The organism is Acinetobacter sp. Root1280 (genome assembly GCF_001425285.1).
GTDB classification, from domain to species: Bacteria; Pseudomonadota; Gammaproteobacteria; order Pseudomonadales; family Moraxellaceae; genus Acinetobacter; species Acinetobacter guillouiae.
In genome coordinates this window covers 1-20,640 of sequence record NZ_LMED01000030.1, presented here as the reverse complement: position 1 = coordinate 20,640, position 20,640 = coordinate 1, and the positions used below count along the sequence as shown (strand labels likewise).

Genomic DNA, 20,640 nt, shown 5'->3' with positions numbered 1-20,640 from the left:
CTCGCGTCAAATCGTTCCCTTGAATCATTGAGCCACTCCTTTTCCGGCAGCATTTGCCGCATTGCCAGCAGGTGCCGCAGTTGGGCTTGCTGGTGCGGTTGTCTGAGGCTTAGGTGCAGCTGCTGTCGGTGCAGTCGCACCGCCAAATGGTGAAGCTGCTGGTGAGTTTGCACTTACGGTAACAGGCGCTGCCTGTGCTGCAACAACCAATGGTGCTTTAGGACTTGTGACTCGATCAACCAGTTTTAATCCAACATAGCCACGATTAGAACCAATTGGATTTGAAGCATTACCACTAATTAAACGGAATTGAAGTTTCACAAACAAATCACTGTTTTGTTTGCTTGCCCATGTCATTTCAAAGCTTCCATTCAATGACTTACGTTGTGCGCTATCAATTAATTTATTGATCCCGTATTCACCCGGCTCATCAAATATGGTATGGGTTTGCCCATCTAAATCGATTGCAGTAATGCGTGCTCCCGGTATTGCACCAGGATTTGGCCACATGAAGTTAACCCATTGTTGGATGCCATTTTCATAAACCAAGCGCTGCCCATCAATATCAATGGTATAGGACAATAATTTATTGTTAGGGATTGGATAGAATTGGAAATTTGACTGATTGGCTGCAACTGGAGCACCACCTGATGCTCCCGCAGAAGCACCATTAATTGGGGTAGTATATTGCTCAAAATTCATGACGAATTCGGGATTTAAACCAATACCCATGTTTTTCCATGTCTTCGATGACAACGTATAACCACGACGAATAACGAATGGATCAAGGGTTTCTTTTACAAATTTAGAAATGCTGCCGTTATCACCAAAAATTTGGCTAATTTCACTACTGGTCGCTTGAATGGTTCCAGAAGAGTTAAATGGAACTTTTTGCGAAAGTGTTTGGCTAAATGGTTGGAAAGCCTGCAAGGTCCAAAGTTTATTAATTTCGTCCTGTGCTGGGGTCAACAAACTGTCAAAAGATTGCGTTAATGGACTCACCAACAATTTTTGAACCATTTGCTGATCCAACTCACCCAAACCAACCGTCAATTTTTCATCGACGACTTTTTGAGTGGTGTTGAAAACTGAACTTTGATCGTTAATGGTCAGTTTAGCTAAGGCCAAAGCACTTGGACCAAAGTCACCTGCACTGCGTAGATCATTCAACTTACTTCTGACTTGCGCCATATTCTGTAAATAATCATCCAACAGTGATTTGTTCTGTAAATCATCACGTTTACGGACCAATTGGTAGAATACTTGGAATTGTTGAGAAATCTGCCCTTGTGCTTGATTCGATGCACGTTGGATATCATCCGTTTTACCTTGACCTAAAACTTTACGCTTAAACCAAGCAATAAAGCCAGTTTGTGGTGCAGCCAATTCAGCTTGAACGACTGGATTATCCCAACTGGTTTCTTTTGCAACACGGTCAATATAGGTACGGATTGGAGAGTTTTGTGGCTCACCCAACACATCCATGACCTTGGCTTGCTGAACAAAATCAGCACCTTTTGCATAATGGGTAGCATTAATAAACTTCTTCCATTCAGCAATATATTCTTGCTTATACAACTGAGTTAACTGTTTACGAATTTGGTCAGGACTACCACTAAAAGTTAAATCATCTGACTGGGTACTATTCAACACCCAATCTTTGGTATCTGTTGGCTTATTCGCAGCTTCTTCAATAGCTTTATCGACATATTCATCCCATGCTTTTTGGGTAAATATACCAGGCAATGCATAACCACCGAGCATGACATTACGATTGGTTTCACCGACAATTTGCGCCACCGTCACCGCAGGGAATCGAACAGCCGCGCGCATTTTAATTTCATTATAAACGCGATCACGTGCTGGCATTCCACGTACTACAGAGAGCAACACTTGACGGGTTTGATCGACCAATTGCGCATCAGACTCTAACACTGGAAACTTTTTATCATTGGCTAAAGTCATTGAATAGCTCAATATTTTTTCAGCTTTTTGAATCATTTCGCCACGTGGCATTTGCCCACGATTGGTGTCTAACCATGAACGCCAGAAACGAGTGACTTGGTCACTTAAATGACTCGCATCCATATATTGTGGATTACTCATCATCAAATAGGCTTTTAACGCATTGTAGGCATCTTGTGGATTGGTATCAGAAGGTTCTGATGCAATCTGTGTCGAAGACGCTTGTTTAATTTCTACATTGACATGATTTTGCTTAAGCGTCTGCTCATTGCCTTTTACACGTTGTAAATATTGTGCAATGTTTTGCTGACTCGGCGCTAAAACAATCTGTTTCACACCTTTTAAATATTCAGCTTTTAATTTTTCTTTTAAGTCATTGCCTTGATATAGACCAAACGAAAACTTCAACGGGCGATGCTGATCAAAATCATCCAATTGCTCTAAACGTTGTTGCAAAATCAGTAAAGCATCGATTTGGGTAGAGAGCTCTTGACCCGAAGTTTGCTCCATTTGCACAACTTTATTTAAATCGGCCTGAACATCTGCAATCAATTGTTGATTATTACGATAAGACCATACCCATAGACCTAAAATGATGGAAACACCCAATAATGATGCAATAAACGCCAAATAACGTTTACGTTTTGTGGTCGGGTTAATATGTTGTTTAACTAAGTTTTTATCTTTGAGAATGACTTCTGAGAATAGCCCTTTTAAGAAATAGCCATGATTCTGAGAAATTGAATTTTGTGGAATACCATGTTCGCTATTGGGGATTTTAGTCAGCTGAAAATCATCAACAATTTGTTCCGTCATCGGGCTTTCTATCACGCCCTCTTGTAAAGCACTGGTAAAGTAAAAGCCACGGAAGACTGGTTTAAACTGATACGGATTTTCTTCAAATAAAGTACCAATAAACGTTTTTAATACAGGTTTTAAAGTCTTAAATTCAAGTGGGAAAGTCATCACACTTGGTGAAATATTTTGCGCATGACGGCGACTTAAATGGGTGGTACTGACCCCTTTTAATCCATCATATAAAATATTGTAGTGCTTCTCGAAATGTTCTACAGCATTCTGTGATGATTCAGAGTCATAAGGTAAAGTCGCACCCCACACTTGATCAAACTCAGCGGATTCATAACATTCAAAAAATTCAGTGAATCCTGCAATCAAATCCATTTTAGAAAAGACCAAATAAACAGGTGCAAAAATTTCTAAACGTTCAGTTAAGTCTTGAATACGCGCTCTTAAACTTTTCGCCAATTTGATCGATTTTTCAGGGCTTTGACTGACCAACTCAGCCACACTAACAATCACAATTAAGCCATTGATCGGCGCTTTAGAGCGGTTCTTTTTCAGAATATTTAAAAAGCCTAACCATTCTGAATGGTCTTCAGAATACACAGAGTATCGACCAGCTGTATCCAGCAATACGCCTTCTGTTGAGAAAAACCAATCGCAGTTTCGGGTACCACTGAGTCCTGAAGACACCACTTTTTGATGGGTCTCTTCAAAGGGAAATTTTAGTCCAGAATGGTAAATTGCCGAGCTTTTTCCCGCAGCAGGGTTACCAATCACCATATACCAAGGCAACTCATAGAGTGCTGCGTTACCACTTTTATCACCCAATTTAGACTTACGAATCAATTGGATCGAATCTTTCATCTGCTGATTGATCAGATTTAATTCTTCTTTATCTTTTTGTTTTCCATATTCAGCAGTGGTGTCTTGTTGAATCGCTTCAGCCAATGCTTCACCTTGTTCTGCATGTTTACGGCGCTGGATCAACCAGTAGATGCCGTAAATCACCAATCCAAGAATGTAAGCTGCAACCATCATAAAGAAGTACTGACGCGGCACTACACTATATGAAGAAACGAGCGCAACCAGAATCGAAAGCGCAATCACCAGTTTCGGATTTGTGATGTACTGCCATGCATAGCTTAAAATTGTTTGTATCATTTTCTCTATTTCTTTCTAAATTTATCTGTAAGTTCTATGCAAACTCAGTCCCAACAAGCACTTGGGTTTGCTGATGTTCAGCACTATAAACATAACCGTACAACTCATCTTTAAAGTGCAAACTCAACATAAAACCAAAAACTTTGGCTAAGGGTTGGGTATGGCCTAGGCTATTTTTACTGTAAAGATAATGATGCGCTTCAATCGCTGTTTCGGCAAAGTTTTGTTCAAGTTTCTTTAACAGCTTGATCTCTGCTGGGTCGTCTAAGACCAAGACAAAGCGCTGTTCTTGATCAAACTGTTCTGCTTGGTCTAAATTCAACTCTTTTAATGTTTTAGATGCCTGATCAGAATTTAAAGCAATTCGAATATACTTTATTGCTTGTAAATTTTGCAATTCGACCTGAGTATTTGTCATACAACAGGTACTGATATACTCAGATGGAATATATTTTTCAGTCATCCACGTCCGATCATCTATGGTTTCTTGATCAATTTCTGAATCTACTGCAATAAACAGTGATGCCTCAGAATCCAAAAGTTGGGTTCTTTTCAGCAACTTAATCCAGTCTTTATACGCAGTTGTTTCACCCCAATAATGATATTCAGTGCCAAATTGCTGATCGAGAATGCCCAGTTCAGTAAGATAATGATGAACCAATTCTGAAGCTGAACTTTCATCCCAGCTATGGAATAAATTTTCTGGCAAAATAATATGAATATTCAATCGATTAAGTCGAGGTACTGCTTCTGCAACCTGTTGTTCTATCGGCTCATCCTCATAGTCACGATGAGGGTCAATCCAAGCAGGATGCATACGATATTCATGTGCAAGTTTCGCATCATAAAAGAGTGCCGAGTTTTTTAGGTGCTCTGCAATTTGATATAAAGTTTCAGTATTCTGTTCTAATTGCTGCTGAATCAATGCACTTATACGCTTTTGACGACTGGAAAGACTAGATGCCTCATCCTCTAACGGTTCTTCAATCTCTTGAACACGGAATGAAAGAATCGGTAAGCCATAACCATTGACCAATTGCGAATCAAGTTCAGGACTTGCCACATCTTGAAGCTGATCAAGCTGTGCTTCATTTTCGCCTAAGGCACTTAAACTTGTCGCTGAATAAACTTTCAAGTCTACCCATTCAATTTTTTCTTCAACTTTAGCTTCAGTGGTTTGTTGTTGTTCTGAACGTTGTTCTGCCTCAATTCTTTGTTGTTCTTTCTTCTCTTGGCGGCTTTGATAAATCTTTTTGATCAACATTGGGCTTAGAATTAACAAAGTAATCGCCGCTGGAATCACCCCAAAGAAAATCAGAAAATCTTGCCCATTTGGGTCATATTTGATATCACGCCAATAAAACACCACGATTACCGAAACCAGTAATATTGTGCTGACTAAAGTTCCTAAAATTATTTTGATCACTTATGACACTCCAATCAGTGCATAACACGTTTCATCATTGTCACTTTGAGTTTTTGGCATCACAAAAGCACCTTGTGCCAAACCGATTTGTGTTGTTGAGCTCAGTTGTAAAGGCAGGACTTCCTCTTTTGCCAAGACTAGACGTAGATCGACAAGTAAGGTGGGACTACACCAACTTTGCAGAATTTTCTTTAACTTCTTACTCAATTTTTTCTTGGGTAAAAATTCTAAATACTGTGCATGGCTCAATGGTCCAATTTGAATCTCAATTTTTCCATCAATTTGTCGAATCGTTTCTCCACAAAAAGTATTTACACCTAACAAAAAGGGCTGCTTGCCTCCCAATGTAGTTTTCTGCTCATCACCGAGTTTAAACTTTTCGGTAATATATTCTTTGACTTCAACGTGTTGATTGAACACACAGGTCAGCATTGTCTTTAGTGCATGGGCTGTGTTGTTTTGCCCCTGCATCAGCCCAGAAAACTCAGCAAAATAGTCATCTAGATCACTCTGTTGATGTTGTGTCCGAATATAACCATTTAAAGCATGCAGGATTTCTAAGTAATTATTTTCTTTTTCAACTTCATAACGTACAGGCAGGTTATAACTTAAACTTGCTTCAACAAATTGAGCTGTAAGCTTATGATTAAATAAGCCTAAAAATTTTTGAACTTCAACACGCTGTTTACGCGGTGCTTGTTTCACTTTATTGGTATAGGTATACGGCATTGCGCCTTGCATACCGGTTAAACCGACAATCAAATTAGTAAGATGGATTTTTTCGTCTTGTTGTTCAAGTAATTCAATTTCATGTTTTGGGAAGTTCAAATTTAATGAACTTTCAAAAAGAAAATCGTCAGACCAATTCTTTAAAACAGCGGTATTGGGCGCATGTCTAAATAATCGTGTGGTTTGGATAAATTCAAAAGCTGTAGGGGTTTTAAAAAGCTCATCAATTACAGAAGCTTCTTGCCACCAACGTTCTGTACGCATTGGTATAACTCCTGTTTTGTATTTAAATCTCGAACAAAAACGTCAACAAAACTGTTCATCTGTACTTTTAAATTAAAGATATGACTGATCAATTCGCTGAAAATATATAAGCTATGCCCTCTAAAGACTTGGACATCTACATCCATTAAAACCTTCACCCCACGTACAAACATTGGAAAGGGTTTGGCTTCAACCAGTTTATTGGTGATTTCAAACTCAATTTTTTTAATTGCATCAATAATTAAATGATTTTCTTTAGATTTTGGTAGGTTATAAAGCTCTAATAATTCTTTAATATGGCTGACAGCATCACCCTTCATTAACGCTAAAGTATTTAATGAAAGATGCGAAATAATACGCCATTGTTCATTCTTATTTTTTTCAAATTGGAACGGTGCAGTAGGTCTTTTTAACACCAATGCACGACGAGCAACGGTACTATCATTCAAATTCAAGACATTATTTGACTGACCCAAAGCTTCGTGCGGTAATTCACGATTGGAACATAACAATTTACAACTGACAAAATCAGACTTAATACTGTGCGGTTCTAATTGTTTAGAAATAATCGAATAGCCCGTTTCGACATATTGATTTTGTAAAACGGTTGGATTTAACGCATAAAAAAACTGAATATCGTCACCGTGATAATGACTCATGGCAAAGAAAGGTAAAATTGGATAAACCACTTGATCTTGGTTGCTTTTTTCACGGATCAAATTCATTTCAACGATTGAATACACTTGGTAGAACTCTGGATGATGTGCATCCGTCATCAAAGGATATTCTAAGTTTTTATGATTGATTTTTTGTGGCTCAGCTTGTTTCTCAAACAAATTGACAACAGGGCTGGTAAATAACTTAAAATTTGCCACATTCAATTCTGAATAATTGCGAATAATGGCTTGGTCATTTAAATTCAGTTTTAAATGGATCTGCACTTCAAAACTTAGATTTTCTTCTTTTAATAATTTTAAAAAATCTAAATTCAAATTTAAATAACTAAACTTTTCAGGAAAGCAGAAATATTCGATTAATAATCGGTAAGCATGATGGGTATGTTGATCAACCGGCAATAAACTTTCATTTTCATCAAAACCCATCACTTCAAACGGATTTTTTATCGCCACAACTTTATGATTGATACGAAGACTAAAACTGGTCTCTTTATGAAAGATATGATCTAGAACTTGCAAAGGAAAGTTTGAAATCGCATCCAAATAAATGGGTAGCTTTTCATTTTTCAACCAATTTTTAGCAGGGTTTAATAACTCAAATTTTAAATTTAATGTCGCATTTTGGTTTAAATGAATATGTGCACTAGGATTGGTTTGGAAACTCAGACTTTCCAGTTGGATCGGCAGTAATTTAACTTCAGCACTGGTATTAAACTCACATTGGACACCTTTGAAACTTCTCGATTTTAAAGTGGTCCCTTTGGGAATAATATGAACATCTGTCAATTGTTTTTGCTTGTTTAAGTCTTCAAAACTCACAACTGAACACGCCGGAAAATGGCGTAAATATTGAGGAAACATCACCTCAAATAAAGAACGTGTAAAGATGTCGTAACTATCAGCTAACTTTTTATCAATACGTGCGGCAATTAAAGAAAATGCCTGTATCAGGCGCTCAATATGTGGATCATCAATTTGTTCTTGATTTAAAGATAATCGTTGTGCAATTTTTGGGTATTTATCTGCAAAGGCACGCGACTGCTGTCCAAATTCTTGTAATTGCTTTTCATAATACGGTAAAAGTTCTTCTATCACGACATACCTACTTTATTTTAAGATCTGGCAGAAATCACATATTGCTGTGTTGTTGGCTTAAGTAAGGCATCAAAAATTACAGGTTCATAAAGTGGGTGGATATTTAAATAAGCTTGAATGCTTAGGCATAACGAACCAACATTTTGGTCATCTAACTGCATTTCTACTTTAATTTGTTTTAAGCGTGGTTCATGTGCAGCAATCGATTGTTCTATAGACTGGCAGATGGTATCTCGATCGGTTGGATTCGCTGTTGAGAGCCCAACAAAATCAATAATGCCAAATTGTACAATAGACTTTTTCACTAAAGGAAAATCATCGATTTCCAAATCTAGCTTGGCAATTCGTGTATTTAATAAATCTTCTAAATCATGAGCAACAGACTCTCTTAACTCATGAATCGAAAGCCCTTTAATATAATCATCTTCAACAATTAAACGATCAAATAGTGTAGATCGAAATCCATATGGGTATAGTTGATCTAAATTCATAATGTATATTCTAATAATATGAAACAGATAGGGACCCGAGTCCCTATCTGTTCCAACAAACAATTAAGCAGCGTAAGATGCTGTATTGTTAGAAAGAGACCATTTCTTAGTAACGGCACCTTTAGCAGAACCGTTAATATCTTGTTGATTATAAGTCCACTCAACCGCAGCATATTTAAGACCAAATGCTTCAGTTGGAACACCTTCTTCATTTACCGTAGGCGTTACACTTGAAACAAGTACATGCTTAAGTTTGATTTGAAGGTACTTAATACGTTTGTCACCATTTGCACGGTAGAAGTCAATTTGAACTTCATCAAATGTATAACCCGCAGAACAAGCTTCCCAAAGTTTTGGACTAGTTGCATCCAAATCTTTAACAAAAAGCATATCTGAGTGTTCTACACGTTCAGCAGTATGACCACCAACGCTTGAAGAAGTCGCAGATTTCGGCTGACGAATATTATGAGACCAAGAATTAACTTCTAGCCAATTTTTGTGCTCAGAATCACGCGACTCGCCATCAACCTTGTACTTACCTTGGAATTGAACGTATATATCTTTCATTGGATTACCCTTATTTTTTAAAGTTATTATTTAGCCACGCTCTATTTTAATTCGAGGACTGAGGTAACTCAGTGACAAGTCGCAAAGAAACCGACAACTCATCTAGCTGGAAATGCGGTCTTAAGAAGACCACAGACTTGTAGTGCCCTGGCTCTGCAGGATTCTCTACAACTTTTACAGAAGCTTCACGCAATGGATACTGCGCTTTAGCTTCTTGTGAAGCACCATCATCAAGCAATACGTATTGTGATAGCCATTCATTTAAAAATGCTTCTACATTACCCGCTGAAGCAAAGCTTCCGACTTTATCTCGCATCATCGCTTTTAAATAATGTGCAATTCGAGAAACTGCCATGATGTATTGGATCTGGCTAGATAATGATGAGTTCGCATTTGCGGTATCACTGTCATACTTCTTCGGTTTTTGCGTAGACTGTGCACCAAAAAATGCTGCGTAATCTGTATTTTTACAATGAACAAGTGGAATAAAACCTAAGTCACTCAACTCTTTCTCACGACGGTCAGTGATCGCAATTTCAGTTGGACACTTAAATACAACTTCACCATCATTGGTTTTAAAAGTATGTACTGGTAAGCCTTCGACCATACCACCACCTTCAACACCGCGAATCGCAGCACACCAACCATGGAGGTCAAATGCATTGGTCAAACGAGTACCAAACGCATAAGCTGCATTCATCCACAAATATTCATCATGGTTTTGCCCTGAAACTTCTTCCACAAAGTTAAAGCCTTCAGTCGCCCAACCTTCTTTTGGATCATAAGGCAAACGGCCTAAAACGCGTGGCATTGTCAACGCAACATAACGAGCGTCATCGCTTTCACGGAAAGAACGCCACTGTACATATTCTGCTGTTTCAAATACTTTTGAAACGTCACGAGGACGATCAATATCTGTAAATGATTCAAGGCCTAACATATTACTGCTTGCTGCCGAAATAAACGGAGCATGTGCCGCTGCTGCAACATGTGAAATCTGTTCTAACAGATACATGTCTGAAGGAGTACGGTCAAACTCAAAGTCACCGATCAATGTTGCATAAGGTGCACCACCGAATGAACCGTATTCTTCTTCATAAACTTTTTTAAACAAAGTACTTTGATCGAAATCTGTCGCACCTTGGAAATCTTTGACCAATTCTTTTTTCGTTGTGTTTAACATACGAATTTTGATCAATGGATTTGAAGGTGACTCCTGACAGAAGTAATACAAACCACGCCAAGTCGATTCAATTTTCTGAAACTGCTCATTGTGCATGATTTTACTGAGCTGCTTTGAAATCAACGCATCTATTTCAGCTATACGCTTATCAATCGATAAAGACATATTTTCTGAAACAGTGATTGTTCCTGCCATCACTTCTTTGGCTAATTCACCAATCAAGCTTTTCGCACGGTCATGCTCTTCGTCATTACGTGCAATTCGGCTACGCTCCACGATAGAATCAAGTAAACTTACTTCTTCTACGGCTGCATCTTGCACAGTATTGGTTTGTAAATTACTCATTTTCAGGACCCGCCTCAGCGCTTAATTTACGAATCTGATCAGTATTTTGTAAGACTTCATCAAGTAAATCTTCCAAACGCTCACTATTTGAAATCTTATTTCTCAAATCCGTTAAGCGTTCACGAGCTTCAACTAATTTTCTCAATGGTTCTACTTGTTGTACCACTTGTTCTGGTCTGAAATCTTCCATCGATTTAAAGGTTAGGTCGACCGACATACGCCCACCCTCTTCAGTCAGCGTATTTTCAACTTGATATGCGGCACGTGGAGACAACGACTCCATCACTTCATCAATGTTTTCTAAGTCGACATTAATGAATTTTTTATCTTTTAATTTAGTTTTTTCTAACTCAGAAGCAGCAGAAAAGTCACCTAAAACACCTACAACAAAAGGTAACTCTTTTATTTCTTTACCATCACCGACTTCAACATCATAAGTCAGTTGAACACGTGGTGGTCGGATTCGCTGTAATTTCTTCTGTACACTTTCACGTTTTGACATTTTTGTTATCCATTAATTTGGGCAATAAATTATGTTGGGAAGTTCGGTCTTGGTGCTGATGACGTAGACTTCGGTTTCGCTGGCGTCGCAGTAGGCTTTGTAGCTGGTTTTGCAGCAGGCGTTGAGCGTGTTGGTGTAGCACGGTTCTTCTGAGGGCGACTTACCTTCTGAGGACGAGCACGCTCTACAACTGGGGCACTTTCCTGATTTTTTTCAACCAAAACTGCTGCTGGCATTGCTTGTCTAACTGCGTCAGTAAAACTTTTCGCAACAGGATAGGTTTTATCCTCAGTCAAATATCTCATTTCACGTGTGCGCATTTTATTCAATGCGTCAGAAGCTAAGCCAATTCCTGCAAGGAATTTGACATCCGTTAATTCATTGCTTTGGATGTTTTGCGTTTCTAAATAATTGACAATTTGGATGGCTTTATCATTTTTTCCAATTTGCTGAAACTTCTCTGCCGCTGAAACCAACAGTTTGTTTTTATTGTCTTTATTCTTCTTATCACACAATTGTGAATAGACCGCCAACAACTCAGGATTGGTTTCTCCCTCGACCATTGGGTAATCTTTTATACAGGATCTTTTTAGTTTGATTTCATCATCCGCGTAGACAAATGTAGTCGCCAATGATGCGCCAAGAACTAAAATATATGGAATAAAATTCTTCAAAATCCAACCTCAATATTTACTTGATTCAGTTATTCAATAGATTTACTTTTGATGTTTTATAAATATGTATAATTAAGCAATTTCGTTAAAGACTTAAAAATAAGACTAAAAAAACGCGCCCTCGTCAAGTTAAATTTCGTATCAATATTTTAACCGTTTGATAAAAATGACTTTTTTAATTGGTTGTATAATATACATAATATCCTGTCTTCACAAAAGTTTTTTTTTATGTAAAATATTTCCAGTGATTTTTAAAAAATTATTAAATATTTGATTTCAATATACTAATTTTAATGCCAAATTTATAGGCTAGAAAATTTAGAATTTAATTGCCTAGAAATAAAGTTTTTTGAGAGAGACAGAAAATGACAGATCTAAAAGTTTTGATTAAAAAGTTATCAGCATCTTCACGTACATCTTTAGAACAATCCGCCAACTTATGTGTAAACCATCAAAATTTTGAAATCGAAATCGAACATTTTTTTGTCAAATTATTAGAACAACAATCCAATGATCTTGAACTTCTACTTAATAAATACAAAATTTCAAAAGATGCACTTTTAACGGATTTATTAGAGTGTATTTCTCAACTTCCTAAAGGAAATACCCGTACACCTATTTTTTCCAAATCAATTGTTAGACTTCTTGAGCAAGCCTGGTTACTTGCTTCGGCTGAACCAGACCCAGTGATCCGAAGCGGTCATTTATTGATTGCACTTTTAACAGCATCTGATCTTTACCAAATTGCTATTCGAGCATCGAGCTTATTTGATCTGTTTCCAATCGATACGATGAAGCATAAATTTTTGGAAATTTGTGTAAACAGCGCCGAAAATATTCCAACAAATTCTCAAGAACAAGAAGCTGAACTTAAGAATCAGCCAACAGACAATTCCGCTTCGAGCAAAAAGACACCTGCATTAGATCAGTTCACCATTAATTTGACTGAAAAAGCCCAAAAAGGTGGGATTGATCCAGTCATTGGTCGTGAATATGAAATCCGCTTAATGCTTGATATCTTAATGCGTCGTCGTCAAAACAACCCTATTTTAACGGGTGAACCTGGTGTGGGAAAAACGGCTGTTGTAGAAGGTCTGGCATTAAAAATTTCACAGAACCAAGTGCCCGATGCGTTAAAAAATGTCCAATTACACTCTTTGGATATGGGCCTGTTACAAGCGGGTGCAAGTGTTAAAGGTGAGTTTGAAAACCGCTTAAAACAAGTGATCCAAGAAGTACAACAGTCTTCTCATCCAATTATTTTGTTTATTGATGAAGCTCACACCATGATTGGTGCGGGCGGCCAAGCTGGGCAAAATGATGCTGCGAACTTATTAAAACCTGCACTTGCACGCGGTGAATTACGCACAATTGCAGCAACAACTTGGGCTGAATACAAACAATATTTTGAAAAAGATGCTGCTTTAAGTCGTCGTTTCCAAGTGGTCAAAGTAGAAGAACCGACTGAAGAAGTCGCGATCGATATGCTACGTGCCATGATTCCAGTGATGGCCAATCACTTTAATTTACGCATTGATGATGAAGCGATTATCACCGCTGTTCATTCTTCACATCGTTATATTAGTGGCCGCCAACTCCCAGATAAAGCCATTAGTGTGCTTGACACCGCTGCGGCTCGTGTTGCGCTAACCCAAAATGCTCAACCGGTCAAACTCGATCAACTTAAAGCACAACAACATAATTTAAATCTTGAATTCAATATTATTGAAAATGAACACCGTCACCAGCCAATTCATGAAGAACGTTTAGCTCAATTAACATCATCATTGGAATTGCTTGATCAAGAAATTCAGCAAACAGAACAACAATGGCAAGCTGAATTGGCACTGATTCAAAAAATCCAAGCATTAGAAACTGCTGAACAGGCTGATTCCAACAAAGATGAGATTCTCAGTACACGTACGCAGCTCTCTGAGCTACAAGGTCAGCAACCATTGGTCTTTGAACGTGTAAATGCCCAAATTATTAATGAAATTATTTCAGACTGGACGGGTATTCCTGTTGGTAAAATGGTCAATGATGAAATTAAGCAAATTCTCAGTCTGGAAGAAAAACTTGAAAAACGTGTGATGGGACAAGATTATGCCCTACATCAGTTGGTTCAAGGGATTAAAACATCAAAAGCACGTTTAGAAGACCCAAATAAACCACAGGGTGTTTTCATGCTTGTCGGTCCAAGTGGTGTGGGTAAAACAGAAACTGCCTTAGCACTTGCCAATGAACTTTATGGTGGTGAGTCACATTTAATCACCATCAATATGTCTGAATACCAAGAGGCGCATACGGTTTCTTCGCTTAAAGGTGCGCCTCCAGGATATGTCGGGTATGGTCAAGGCGGTGTTTTGACTGAAGCCGTTCGACGTAATCCGTATAGCGTTGTGTTATTAGACGAGATTGAAAAAGCACACAGCGATGTCCAAGAACTGTTCTACCAAGTTTTTGACAAAGGTACGCTCGAAGATGGTGAAGGTCGTGTGATTGATTTTAAAAACACCACGATATTACTGACGTCAAACACGGGCTCAAATGCCATCATGCAGGCATGCTTAAATCAACCTGTCGAAGAATGGCCAAGTGCTGAAGAGCTGACTGAACAACTCAAACCAAGCTTATACAAACAATTTAAGCCAGCATTCTTAGGCCGTATGCGAATTGTCCCTTACTTCCCATTACATGATGATCTATTAGTCAGAATTATTGAGCATAAACTAGGAAAAATTACAGCACGACTCGAAAAGCAGTATGAAACCAAAGTGACATATAGCGATGATTTAATCGAATTAATTCTAAGTCGTTGTACTGAAGTTGATAGTGGCGCACGTAATGTTGATAACATTTTAAATGCCTCAGTGTTACCTGCTTTGGCCACTGAAATATTGGTGGCTTTGGCTGAACAAAAAATACCAAAAGTCATTCATATTGATACTAAAGATGATGAAATCATTTACCTATTAGATCCACAAGCGAAGCCAGCAAAGAAAAAGTCGAGCAAAAAGTCAAAAGTTGTGGAAGCTTAAATATATACGAGTATAGAAAATGGATATAAATTTAGACGTCTTATTAGAGCCTATTTCTGATGCTCATCCGTGTGGAGAAGATTTATCTTTTTCCAATGAGTTTCACGAAATCAAAAAAGCACGTACCCATGATGATCCTTTATTAGACCAAGGTGATTGGATTTCTGAGCCAAAGCAAGCCGACTGGTCATTTGTTGCAGAAAAATCAATCCAATTACTCACGCAAAAAACCAAAGATATTCGTTTATTAACCTGGCTTACAGAAGCTTGGACAAACCTCTATGGCTTTGAAGGCTTAATCAAAGGACTGGAACTGAGTCACCGTGTTTTAGAACAGTTCTGGTTAAAGATTCATCCTGAAATTGAAGATGACGACTTAGATCAACGCTTAGGCTTACTGCAAGGTTTTACCACCCAATTACCGAGCTTGGTAAAGAATGTTCCGCTCATCAACATTCAACCGTTTTATTCACTTGCCCAATACGAAAAATTCTTACATCTACAGAATAATCGTCGTAAGCAAGCCGAAGATTCTGACAGTGTAGAAGCGTCCTTAGAATTAGATCAATTCAATCAGGCGCTATTCAACACCTCACGGACTTTTCAGTATCAAAATTATCAGCAATTTCAAGAAATTTTGCAGCATTGGAATATTATCAAACAAACATTAGATGCACTGATGGAGCTGGAAGCACCAAGTTTTGCGAGTATCGATTCACAGTTTGAAAATATTCAAATGAACCTGAAAAAAATCTATAAAGCAGACTCATTTGGAAACAACACCAATACAGCTGCAGTTGAAGATACCCCAGCTCAAATGACAATGCCAGTAACAGAAACAACGCATTCAGCTCCAATTCCACAAGCGCAAACATTTCAACCTCAACCACAAAGCCATTTACAAAACCGTGAACAGGCAATGCGGGTTTTACAAGAGATTGCCGATTACTTTCAAACCAATGAGCCGCATAGTCCTGTGAGTTATATGCTGCAAAAAACAATTAAATGGAGCCAAATGCCTTTACATGAATGGTTAACTCAAGTCATTAAAAATGATAATCCCCTTGATTCTATTCAAGAATTATTGGGCGTAAACCAAAATAATGAATCTTCTGAATGGTAATCATCTATGTTTAAAGCAGAAAAAGTTCTTTGGGGTGAAGGTTTATTTTTAAGACCACAACACTTCCAATTACAAGATACGTATCAAGAACAACGACTTAACCACACCATTCGTTCAACGATTCCTTATCCTTATGGAATTAAAAATCTTCGATTTGACGAAACACAACTGGGCACACATGTGCTTGCTTTAGAGCAAATCGATATGATTTGGCAGGATGGTGAAATTTACCAAGCGCCGGCCAAAGATCTGTTACCACAACCAATTTTATTGGATGAACTGAACTTGCGTGGGGAAATGTTAATCTACTTAGCATTGCCTATTTTACAACCGAATAAAAAGAACATCTCTGATGAACAGGATAAACAACCTGCTCGCTACCATTCATATTTGAATGAAACTCACGATCTTTTTACTGATGCATCCCCTGCTGAAATTACATTTCTTCGACGCCGAACTGAATTTAAACTTTTTGATGTTCAAGCAGATCCAAATCAAGATTTAGATGGTTTTTTATATCTTGCTATCGGAAAAATTCGACGTCATAGTTCAGGGAATTTTGAGATTGATTCAAAATATATTCCACCAATTTTACATATTCAGTCAAATGAAACCTTATTGGCAAATTTGAAGCGAACATTGAACGTTGTTCGTGCCAAAATTAAAATGATTCAAACCAATAACCGTGAAAATGAACAAAAGCTCATTGAATTTAGATCGGGTGATATTGTTTCATTCTGGTTGGTCAATGCACTAAATACTGCTCATGCGACCTTGAATCATCTGTTACAAAATCCGCAGATTCACCCTGAAAAACTATTTTTTGAACTTCTGCGTTTAACGGGTTCATTGCTGACATTCTCTACCGCATATGAAGTTGAACATTTGCCACAATATCAACATCATAACTTGCAAGATAGCTTTAGTCAGCTTGATAAAATTTTACGCGAATTGCTCGATACGATTATTTCAAGTCGTTATATCAGTATTGCGCTAAAAGAAATTCGCCCATCATATTGGGTCGGAAGCTTAGAAACAGATAAAATCACTAAAGAATCAAGACTTTATATTGCTGTTTCTAGTAGCATGATGCAAACCCATGAACTGATTCAAATTGTCCCACTGCGTTTCAAAGTCGGGAATACTGTCGATGTTGAACAACGTGTTGTTGCGGCACTTCCTGCAATCCCAATTCATCATTTAGTCCAAATTCCAACTGCTATCCCAGTGCGTTCTGGTGTGAATTATTTTGAAATTGAACCACATCATGAAATGTATCAACGTATGCTTGATTCTGAAACCATCTGTATTTATGTCCCTGCAGGTTTCCAAGATATCAGTATTGAATTAATTGCAGTGATGAATGGTTAAGCGAGGAGTATGTCATGAGCCAGAATAATATTGCCCCCTCACTGTTTGATGATGGACAAATCGGTGGAGGTTCTTTACCTCAACAATCCAAAATCACACAAGCAACCAATTTAGTCGACCTTCTACATGACGGATTTTATATTGTTTTCTTATTGAAAAATCAGTATGTGCCAGAAAATGCAAACGGCTTTAAAGACAAAATTTTAGACTTGTTGAATCGTTTTGAACATCAAGCAAAAAAACTGCAGTTTTCTCCTGAAGATATTCATGATGCAAAATATGCATATTGTGCCTTAATTGATGAAACCATTGTTACTCAACAAGATCCATCATTCTTTAACCTACAAAATCATTGGTTAATCAGTCCACTTCAATTAACTTTATTTGGTTCACAACTTGCAGGTTATCGATTCTTTGAGTTTCTCGAACTGATTCGCGCTCGTGGTAAAGAAAGATTGGCTTCACTCGAAGTTTTTCATTATTGCTTATTGCTTGGTTTCCAAGGTAAGTATCGTATTGAATCGATTGAAAGTTTAAATCATCTTGTGGCACGAGTCGGTGATGAAATCGATTATTTGAAAGGCAAAAAGACTGCTTTTTCTCCTTTTGCGGCTTTACCAGATCAAATCAAAAATATTATTCATAAAGAATTACCCTTTGTTTGGATTTTAATTTTCCTGTTGTTATTTGCTGTACTGGCTTTCGCTGGCCTAAAATTCATGTTGAATAAGACGGAAAATGCTTCTATTGCGAAATTTAATAATGTGATTTCTGCACCTGCTGAACAAGCACATATCACTATTCAATTGCCTTGACAGGTTGAATTATGACACAAGAAAAACAAACATCTATTCGTATATTACAAAGTAAACCCGCTAAAAAAACATTGGGGAAATCATCTGTTTTTCTACTTGGTTTAATTGCTGGGATGGTTATTTCTGCTATTTTCTTTTTTGTTTTTATCAATATGAACCCAACAGAAAGTGCCAGTACCAATACAGATTCGGTTGCAACACAAGAACCTGAGCTACGTGACGTGCATGCTGAAGAAGCAGCAACCAATCATCATGATGAAAATGCTGGTGCATATAAGCAGCATATCAATGAAAAAGATTTCAATCAGATTTTTAAACATGAAAATAAGGTTGCTGCTCAGAAAAACCCAAATCCGAATGCCTCACCGTTTGAACAAATGCTAAAACCGGAGGCGAAACCAGCAGTGCCACCGCCAGCTGCAACCAGACCACAAGCTGCAATAACCGCAAAACCAGTACCAAAAGCGAAAGTAGAAGCAAAGCCAGAAGCTGCTGCTAAACCTACTGAAAAAGAGGAAGCGCAAGAAGCTTCCCCTGAAGGTACAGTGAAAATGACGATAGACCGTAAAGTCATAGAAAACAAACCATGATTTTGTTTGTTGTCATTTGCTTTATCTTTTTGGTGCTTGGTCTAACTTTTCTGATGTCTTATGAAATTAGACATAAAACCTTAGACTACCTTAAAGCACTTTTACCGCAAGGTAAGAGAAAGTTGGCTTCTGCAAAGCACTTTGCAGAACAAATGAATCAAGCAGCCTCAGCCAATCAGACCCAAACCCATTGGCATTTACAGCAATGGTGGATTTTGATTGCTGGTTTCTTTTTACTTTCCAGCATTCTTGTTTTTGCATTTACACGACCAATTGATCCGACAAAGGTTGAAGCAGAATATTTAAGAAAAACTGACCCACAAATTTATGCACTATTAAATGGTGAAGTTTTAACCCCTCCTCCTGCAGTGGATGAAAGCTTAATTGATGCTGCGATTGTTCAAGCACAAATATTGGAAAGAGACAACCCTGTTCCAAATCATCAATTCCCGAGTGTAAATCCATCAGCTATTGATAATGAAGGAGTTGGAGATCAACGTAGCAGCTTCGATACAGCAATGGTTGACCGTAAATGGGACAAAATGCATCCAAGTTATAAGCAGCGTTTACTGATGGTCTTTAAAATCATGAAAGAGCGCCATGGTTATGAAATGGTGCTTTTAGAAGGTTATCGTAGTCCAGAACGTCAAACTCGTTTATCTGGCAATACAGCCACGACTTTAGCCAAAGCCTATCAAAGTTATCATCAGTTTGGTTTAGCTGCCGATGTTGCCTTTAAACGAGATGGTAAAGTTGTCATTTCTGAACGAGATCCTTGGGCATGGAAAGGCTATCAATTATATGGGGTTGTTGCTGAATCTGTAGGTTTAACATGGGGTGGACGTTGGACACGCATTCATGACTATGGTCATACTGAGTTCCGTATGCCGGGACTGCGTAAAAACCGTGAATCTGCTGAACGCTTGATTGCTGAAGCACAAGGCAAAGGGCTTATGGCAAATAATATTGATGTAAATTAATTGTCATGTTGTCTTTGTAGGAAAATGCTTACAGCAATCACAGCGATTGTCATCTATACGATCAAAGCCTAGTCTTATATTCTATAGCTATAGGGAACAGGAAGTTTCCCAGACATAAAACAACAATAAAGCGTCTGTGCATCAGGAACGTGAGATTCGACAGGAGTCAGATCTAACACACCAATACGAAGAAAACCCCATCAGGATGATGGGGTTTTCTTTTTATATCTATAGAATATCTGATTCACATCACATTGTTTGAGAATCTATAAACCATTTAAATACGCAATAATCTGTTGATTTTCAGCCATTTCTGCAAGCTCTAATGCGGTAAATTGGCTTTTATAGTCTTTGTTTGCGCCTTTAGAAATCAATAATTTAACGATATCTAAATGATCATTTTCCGCCGCAGCTTGTAGCGCACTATAGCCTTCATCATCAGTTTGATTAACGTCAATACCTTGTGATAACAGTTGTTCGACCTGTTCAAACTCTCCTAAAGATGCAGCATACACCAGTTCAGGAAGATGTAATTCTTCATCATGATCAGGAAGCGGTGAGAAAGAGTTAAGTTTCATAAGAAATACCAAATTTTTGTTCAATTATTATTTAGCTAAAAATTTTAAAGGTCAACAGTTCATTATTCAATGAAGTCAGTGATCAATTAACTCAATATAAATAGATCTCTTTCATTTCGACAATAAAACATACCAAACACCCCACATAAAAAAACACCCCGCTCTCGTTAGAGACCGGGGTGTTTTAGATTTAAAAGCTGGCGATGACTTACTCTCACATGGGTAACCCCACACTACCATCAGCGCTAAGAGGTTTCACTTC

16 protein-coding genes are annotated in these 20,640 nt (G+C 37.9%); 6 read left to right on the top strand and 10 right to left on the bottom strand.

Features of this window, described 5'->3' with window-relative positions; translation table 11 throughout:
- Positions 1-24 precede the first annotated feature (24 nt).
- From tssM to ASC84_RS21320, 9 genes are all read right to left on the bottom strand, one after another.
- Positions 25-3,927 (bottom strand): type VI secretion system membrane subunit TssM, encoded by a 3,903-nt coding sequence (tssM, locus tag ASC84_RS21360; RefSeq protein ID WP_171252568.1) that lies wholly within the window; start codon positions 3,925-3,927, stop codon positions 25-27.
- A gap of 37 nt (positions 3,928-3,964) precedes the next feature.
- Entirely contained in the window at positions 3,965-5,356 is a 1,392-nt protein-coding gene (locus ASC84_RS21355) for a hypothetical protein (protein WP_056518228.1), read from the bottom strand.
- Entirely contained in the window at positions 5,357-6,349 is a 993-nt protein-coding gene (gene tssG / locus ASC84_RS21350; RefSeq protein WP_056518226.1) for a type VI secretion system baseplate subunit TssG, read from the bottom strand.
- On the bottom strand, positions 6,313-8,121 hold the full coding sequence (tssF, locus tag ASC84_RS21345) for a type VI secretion system baseplate subunit TssF (RefSeq protein WP_004823592.1): 1,809 nt from the start codon (positions 8,119-8,121) through the stop codon (positions 6,313-6,315). Before tssF ends, tssG begins: the two co-directional genes overlap by 37 nt.
- Positions 8,122-8,138: 17 nt before the next feature.
- The gene (gene tssE, locus ASC84_RS21340) at positions 8,139-8,612 is read right to left on the bottom strand and encodes a type VI secretion system baseplate subunit TssE (protein WP_004723556.1); all 474 of its coding nucleotides are present in this window, start codon (positions 8,610-8,612) and stop codon (positions 8,139-8,141) included.
- A 63-nt stretch (positions 8,613-8,675) separates the two neighbouring features.
- Positions 8,676-9,179, bottom strand: a complete 504-nt coding sequence (locus tag ASC84_RS21335) for a type VI secretion system tube protein Hcp (RefSeq protein WP_004723558.1) — start codon at positions 9,177-9,179, stop codon at positions 8,676-8,678.
- Positions 9,180-9,225: 46 nt separating this feature from the next.
- Positions 9,226-10,707 (bottom strand): type VI secretion system contractile sheath large subunit, encoded by a 1,482-nt coding sequence (gene tssC, locus ASC84_RS21330; protein WP_004823591.1) that lies wholly within the window; start codon positions 10,705-10,707, stop codon positions 9,226-9,228.
- Positions 10,700-11,209, bottom strand: a complete 510-nt coding sequence (gene tssB / locus ASC84_RS21325) for a type VI secretion system contractile sheath small subunit (protein ID WP_004723560.1) — start codon at positions 11,207-11,209, stop codon at positions 10,700-10,702. The genes tssC and tssB overlap by 8 nt, the downstream gene beginning before the upstream one ends.
- A 29-nt stretch (positions 11,210-11,238) precedes the next feature.
- On the bottom strand, positions 11,239-11,883 hold the full coding sequence (locus tag ASC84_RS21320; protein ID WP_004723561.1) for a hypothetical protein: 645 nt from the start codon (positions 11,881-11,883) through the stop codon (positions 11,239-11,241).
- A gap of 365 nt (positions 11,884-12,248) precedes the next feature.
- On the opposite strand from ASC84_RS21320, the gene tssH reads away from it, so the two are divergent.
- Genes tssH through ASC84_RS21290 form a run of 6 tightly spaced genes read left to right on the top strand, consistent with a single transcriptional unit; the run spans position 12,249 to position 19,800 of the window.
- The gene (gene tssH / locus ASC84_RS21315) at positions 12,249-14,921 is read left to right on the top strand and encodes a type VI secretion system ATPase TssH (RefSeq protein WP_056518224.1); all 2,673 of its coding nucleotides are present in this window, start codon (positions 12,249-12,251) and stop codon (positions 14,919-14,921) included.
- 19 nt (positions 14,922-14,940) lie between these two features.
- Positions 14,941-16,044: a type VI secretion system protein TssA gene (gene tssA / locus ASC84_RS21310; RefSeq protein WP_004723563.1), complete on the top strand. Its 1,104-nt coding sequence runs from the start codon at positions 14,941-14,943 to the stop codon at positions 16,042-16,044.
- A 6-nt stretch (positions 16,045-16,050) separates the two neighbouring features.
- A complete protein-coding gene (tssK, locus tag ASC84_RS21305; RefSeq protein ID WP_004823587.1) occupies positions 16,051-17,415 on the top strand; it encodes a type VI secretion system baseplate subunit TssK in 1,365 nt (454 codons plus the stop codon).
- A gap of 14 nt (positions 17,416-17,429) precedes the next feature.
- Complete coding sequence (gene icmH, locus ASC84_RS21300) at positions 17,430-18,230, top strand: type IVB secretion system protein IcmH/DotU (protein ID WP_004723567.1); 801 nt, start codon at positions 17,430-17,432, stop codon at positions 18,228-18,230.
- An 11-nt stretch (positions 18,231-18,241) separates the two neighbouring features.
- The gene (locus ASC84_RS21295; protein ID WP_056518223.1) at positions 18,242-18,820 is read left to right on the top strand and encodes a hypothetical protein; all 579 of its coding nucleotides are present in this window, start codon (positions 18,242-18,244) and stop codon (positions 18,818-18,820) included.
- On the top strand, positions 18,817-19,800 hold the full coding sequence (locus tag ASC84_RS21290; RefSeq protein WP_004723569.1) for a M15 family metallopeptidase: 984 nt from the start codon (positions 18,817-18,819) through the stop codon (positions 19,798-19,800). Before ASC84_RS21295 ends, ASC84_RS21290 begins: the two co-directional genes overlap by 4 nt.
- Before the next feature lie 266 nt (positions 19,801-20,066).
- Here the strand turns inward: ASC84_RS21290 and ASC84_RS21285 are convergent, their stop codons facing one another.
- On the bottom strand, positions 20,067-20,378 hold the full coding sequence (locus ASC84_RS21285; protein WP_056518221.1) for an ankyrin repeat domain-containing protein: 312 nt from the start codon (positions 20,376-20,378) through the stop codon (positions 20,067-20,069).
- Positions 20,379-20,640 lie beyond the last annotated feature (262 nt).

What these genes read in the sequence shown, in the direction of transcription:
- tssB (WP_004723560.1), bottom strand. Translation starts at nt 11,209, where the DNA reads ATGTCAAAACGTGAAAGTGTACAGAAGAAATTACAGCGAATCCGACCA.
- tssA (WP_004723563.1), top strand. Translation starts at nt 14,941, where the DNA reads ATGGATATAAATTTAGACGTCTTATTAGAGCCTATTTCTGATGCTCAT.
- tssE (WP_004723556.1), bottom strand. Translation starts at nt 8,612, where the DNA reads ATGAATTTAGATCAACTATACCCATATGGATTTCGATCTACACTATTT.
- tssG (WP_056518226.1), bottom strand. Translation starts at nt 6,349, where the DNA reads ATGCGTACAGAACGTTGGTGGCAAGAAGCTTCTGTAATTGATGAGCTT.
- ASC84_RS21290 (WP_004723569.1), top strand. Translation starts at nt 18,817, where the DNA reads ATGATTTTGTTTGTTGTCATTTGCTTTATCTTTTTGGTGCTTGGTCTA.
- ASC84_RS21285 (WP_056518221.1), bottom strand. Translation starts at nt 20,378, where the DNA reads ATGAAACTTAACTCTTTCTCACCGCTTCCTGATCATGATGAAGAATTA.
- ASC84_RS21335 (WP_004723558.1), bottom strand. Translation starts at nt 9,179, where the DNA reads ATGAAAGATATATACGTTCAATTCCAAGGTAAGTACAAGGTTGATGGC.
- ASC84_RS21295 (WP_056518223.1), top strand. Translation starts at nt 18,242, where the DNA reads ATGACACAAGAAAAACAAACATCTATTCGTATATTACAAAGTAAACCC.
- icmH (WP_004723567.1), top strand. Translation starts at nt 17,430, where the DNA reads ATGAGCCAGAATAATATTGCCCCCTCACTGTTTGATGATGGACAAATC.
- tssH (WP_056518224.1), top strand. Translation starts at nt 12,249, where the DNA reads ATGACAGATCTAAAAGTTTTGATTAAAAAGTTATCAGCATCTTCACGT.
- tssK (WP_004823587.1), top strand. Translation starts at nt 16,051, where the DNA reads ATGTTTAAAGCAGAAAAAGTTCTTTGGGGTGAAGGTTTATTTTTAAGA.
- tssC (WP_004823591.1), bottom strand. Translation starts at nt 10,707, where the DNA reads ATGAGTAATTTACAAACCAATACTGTGCAAGATGCAGCCGTAGAAGAA.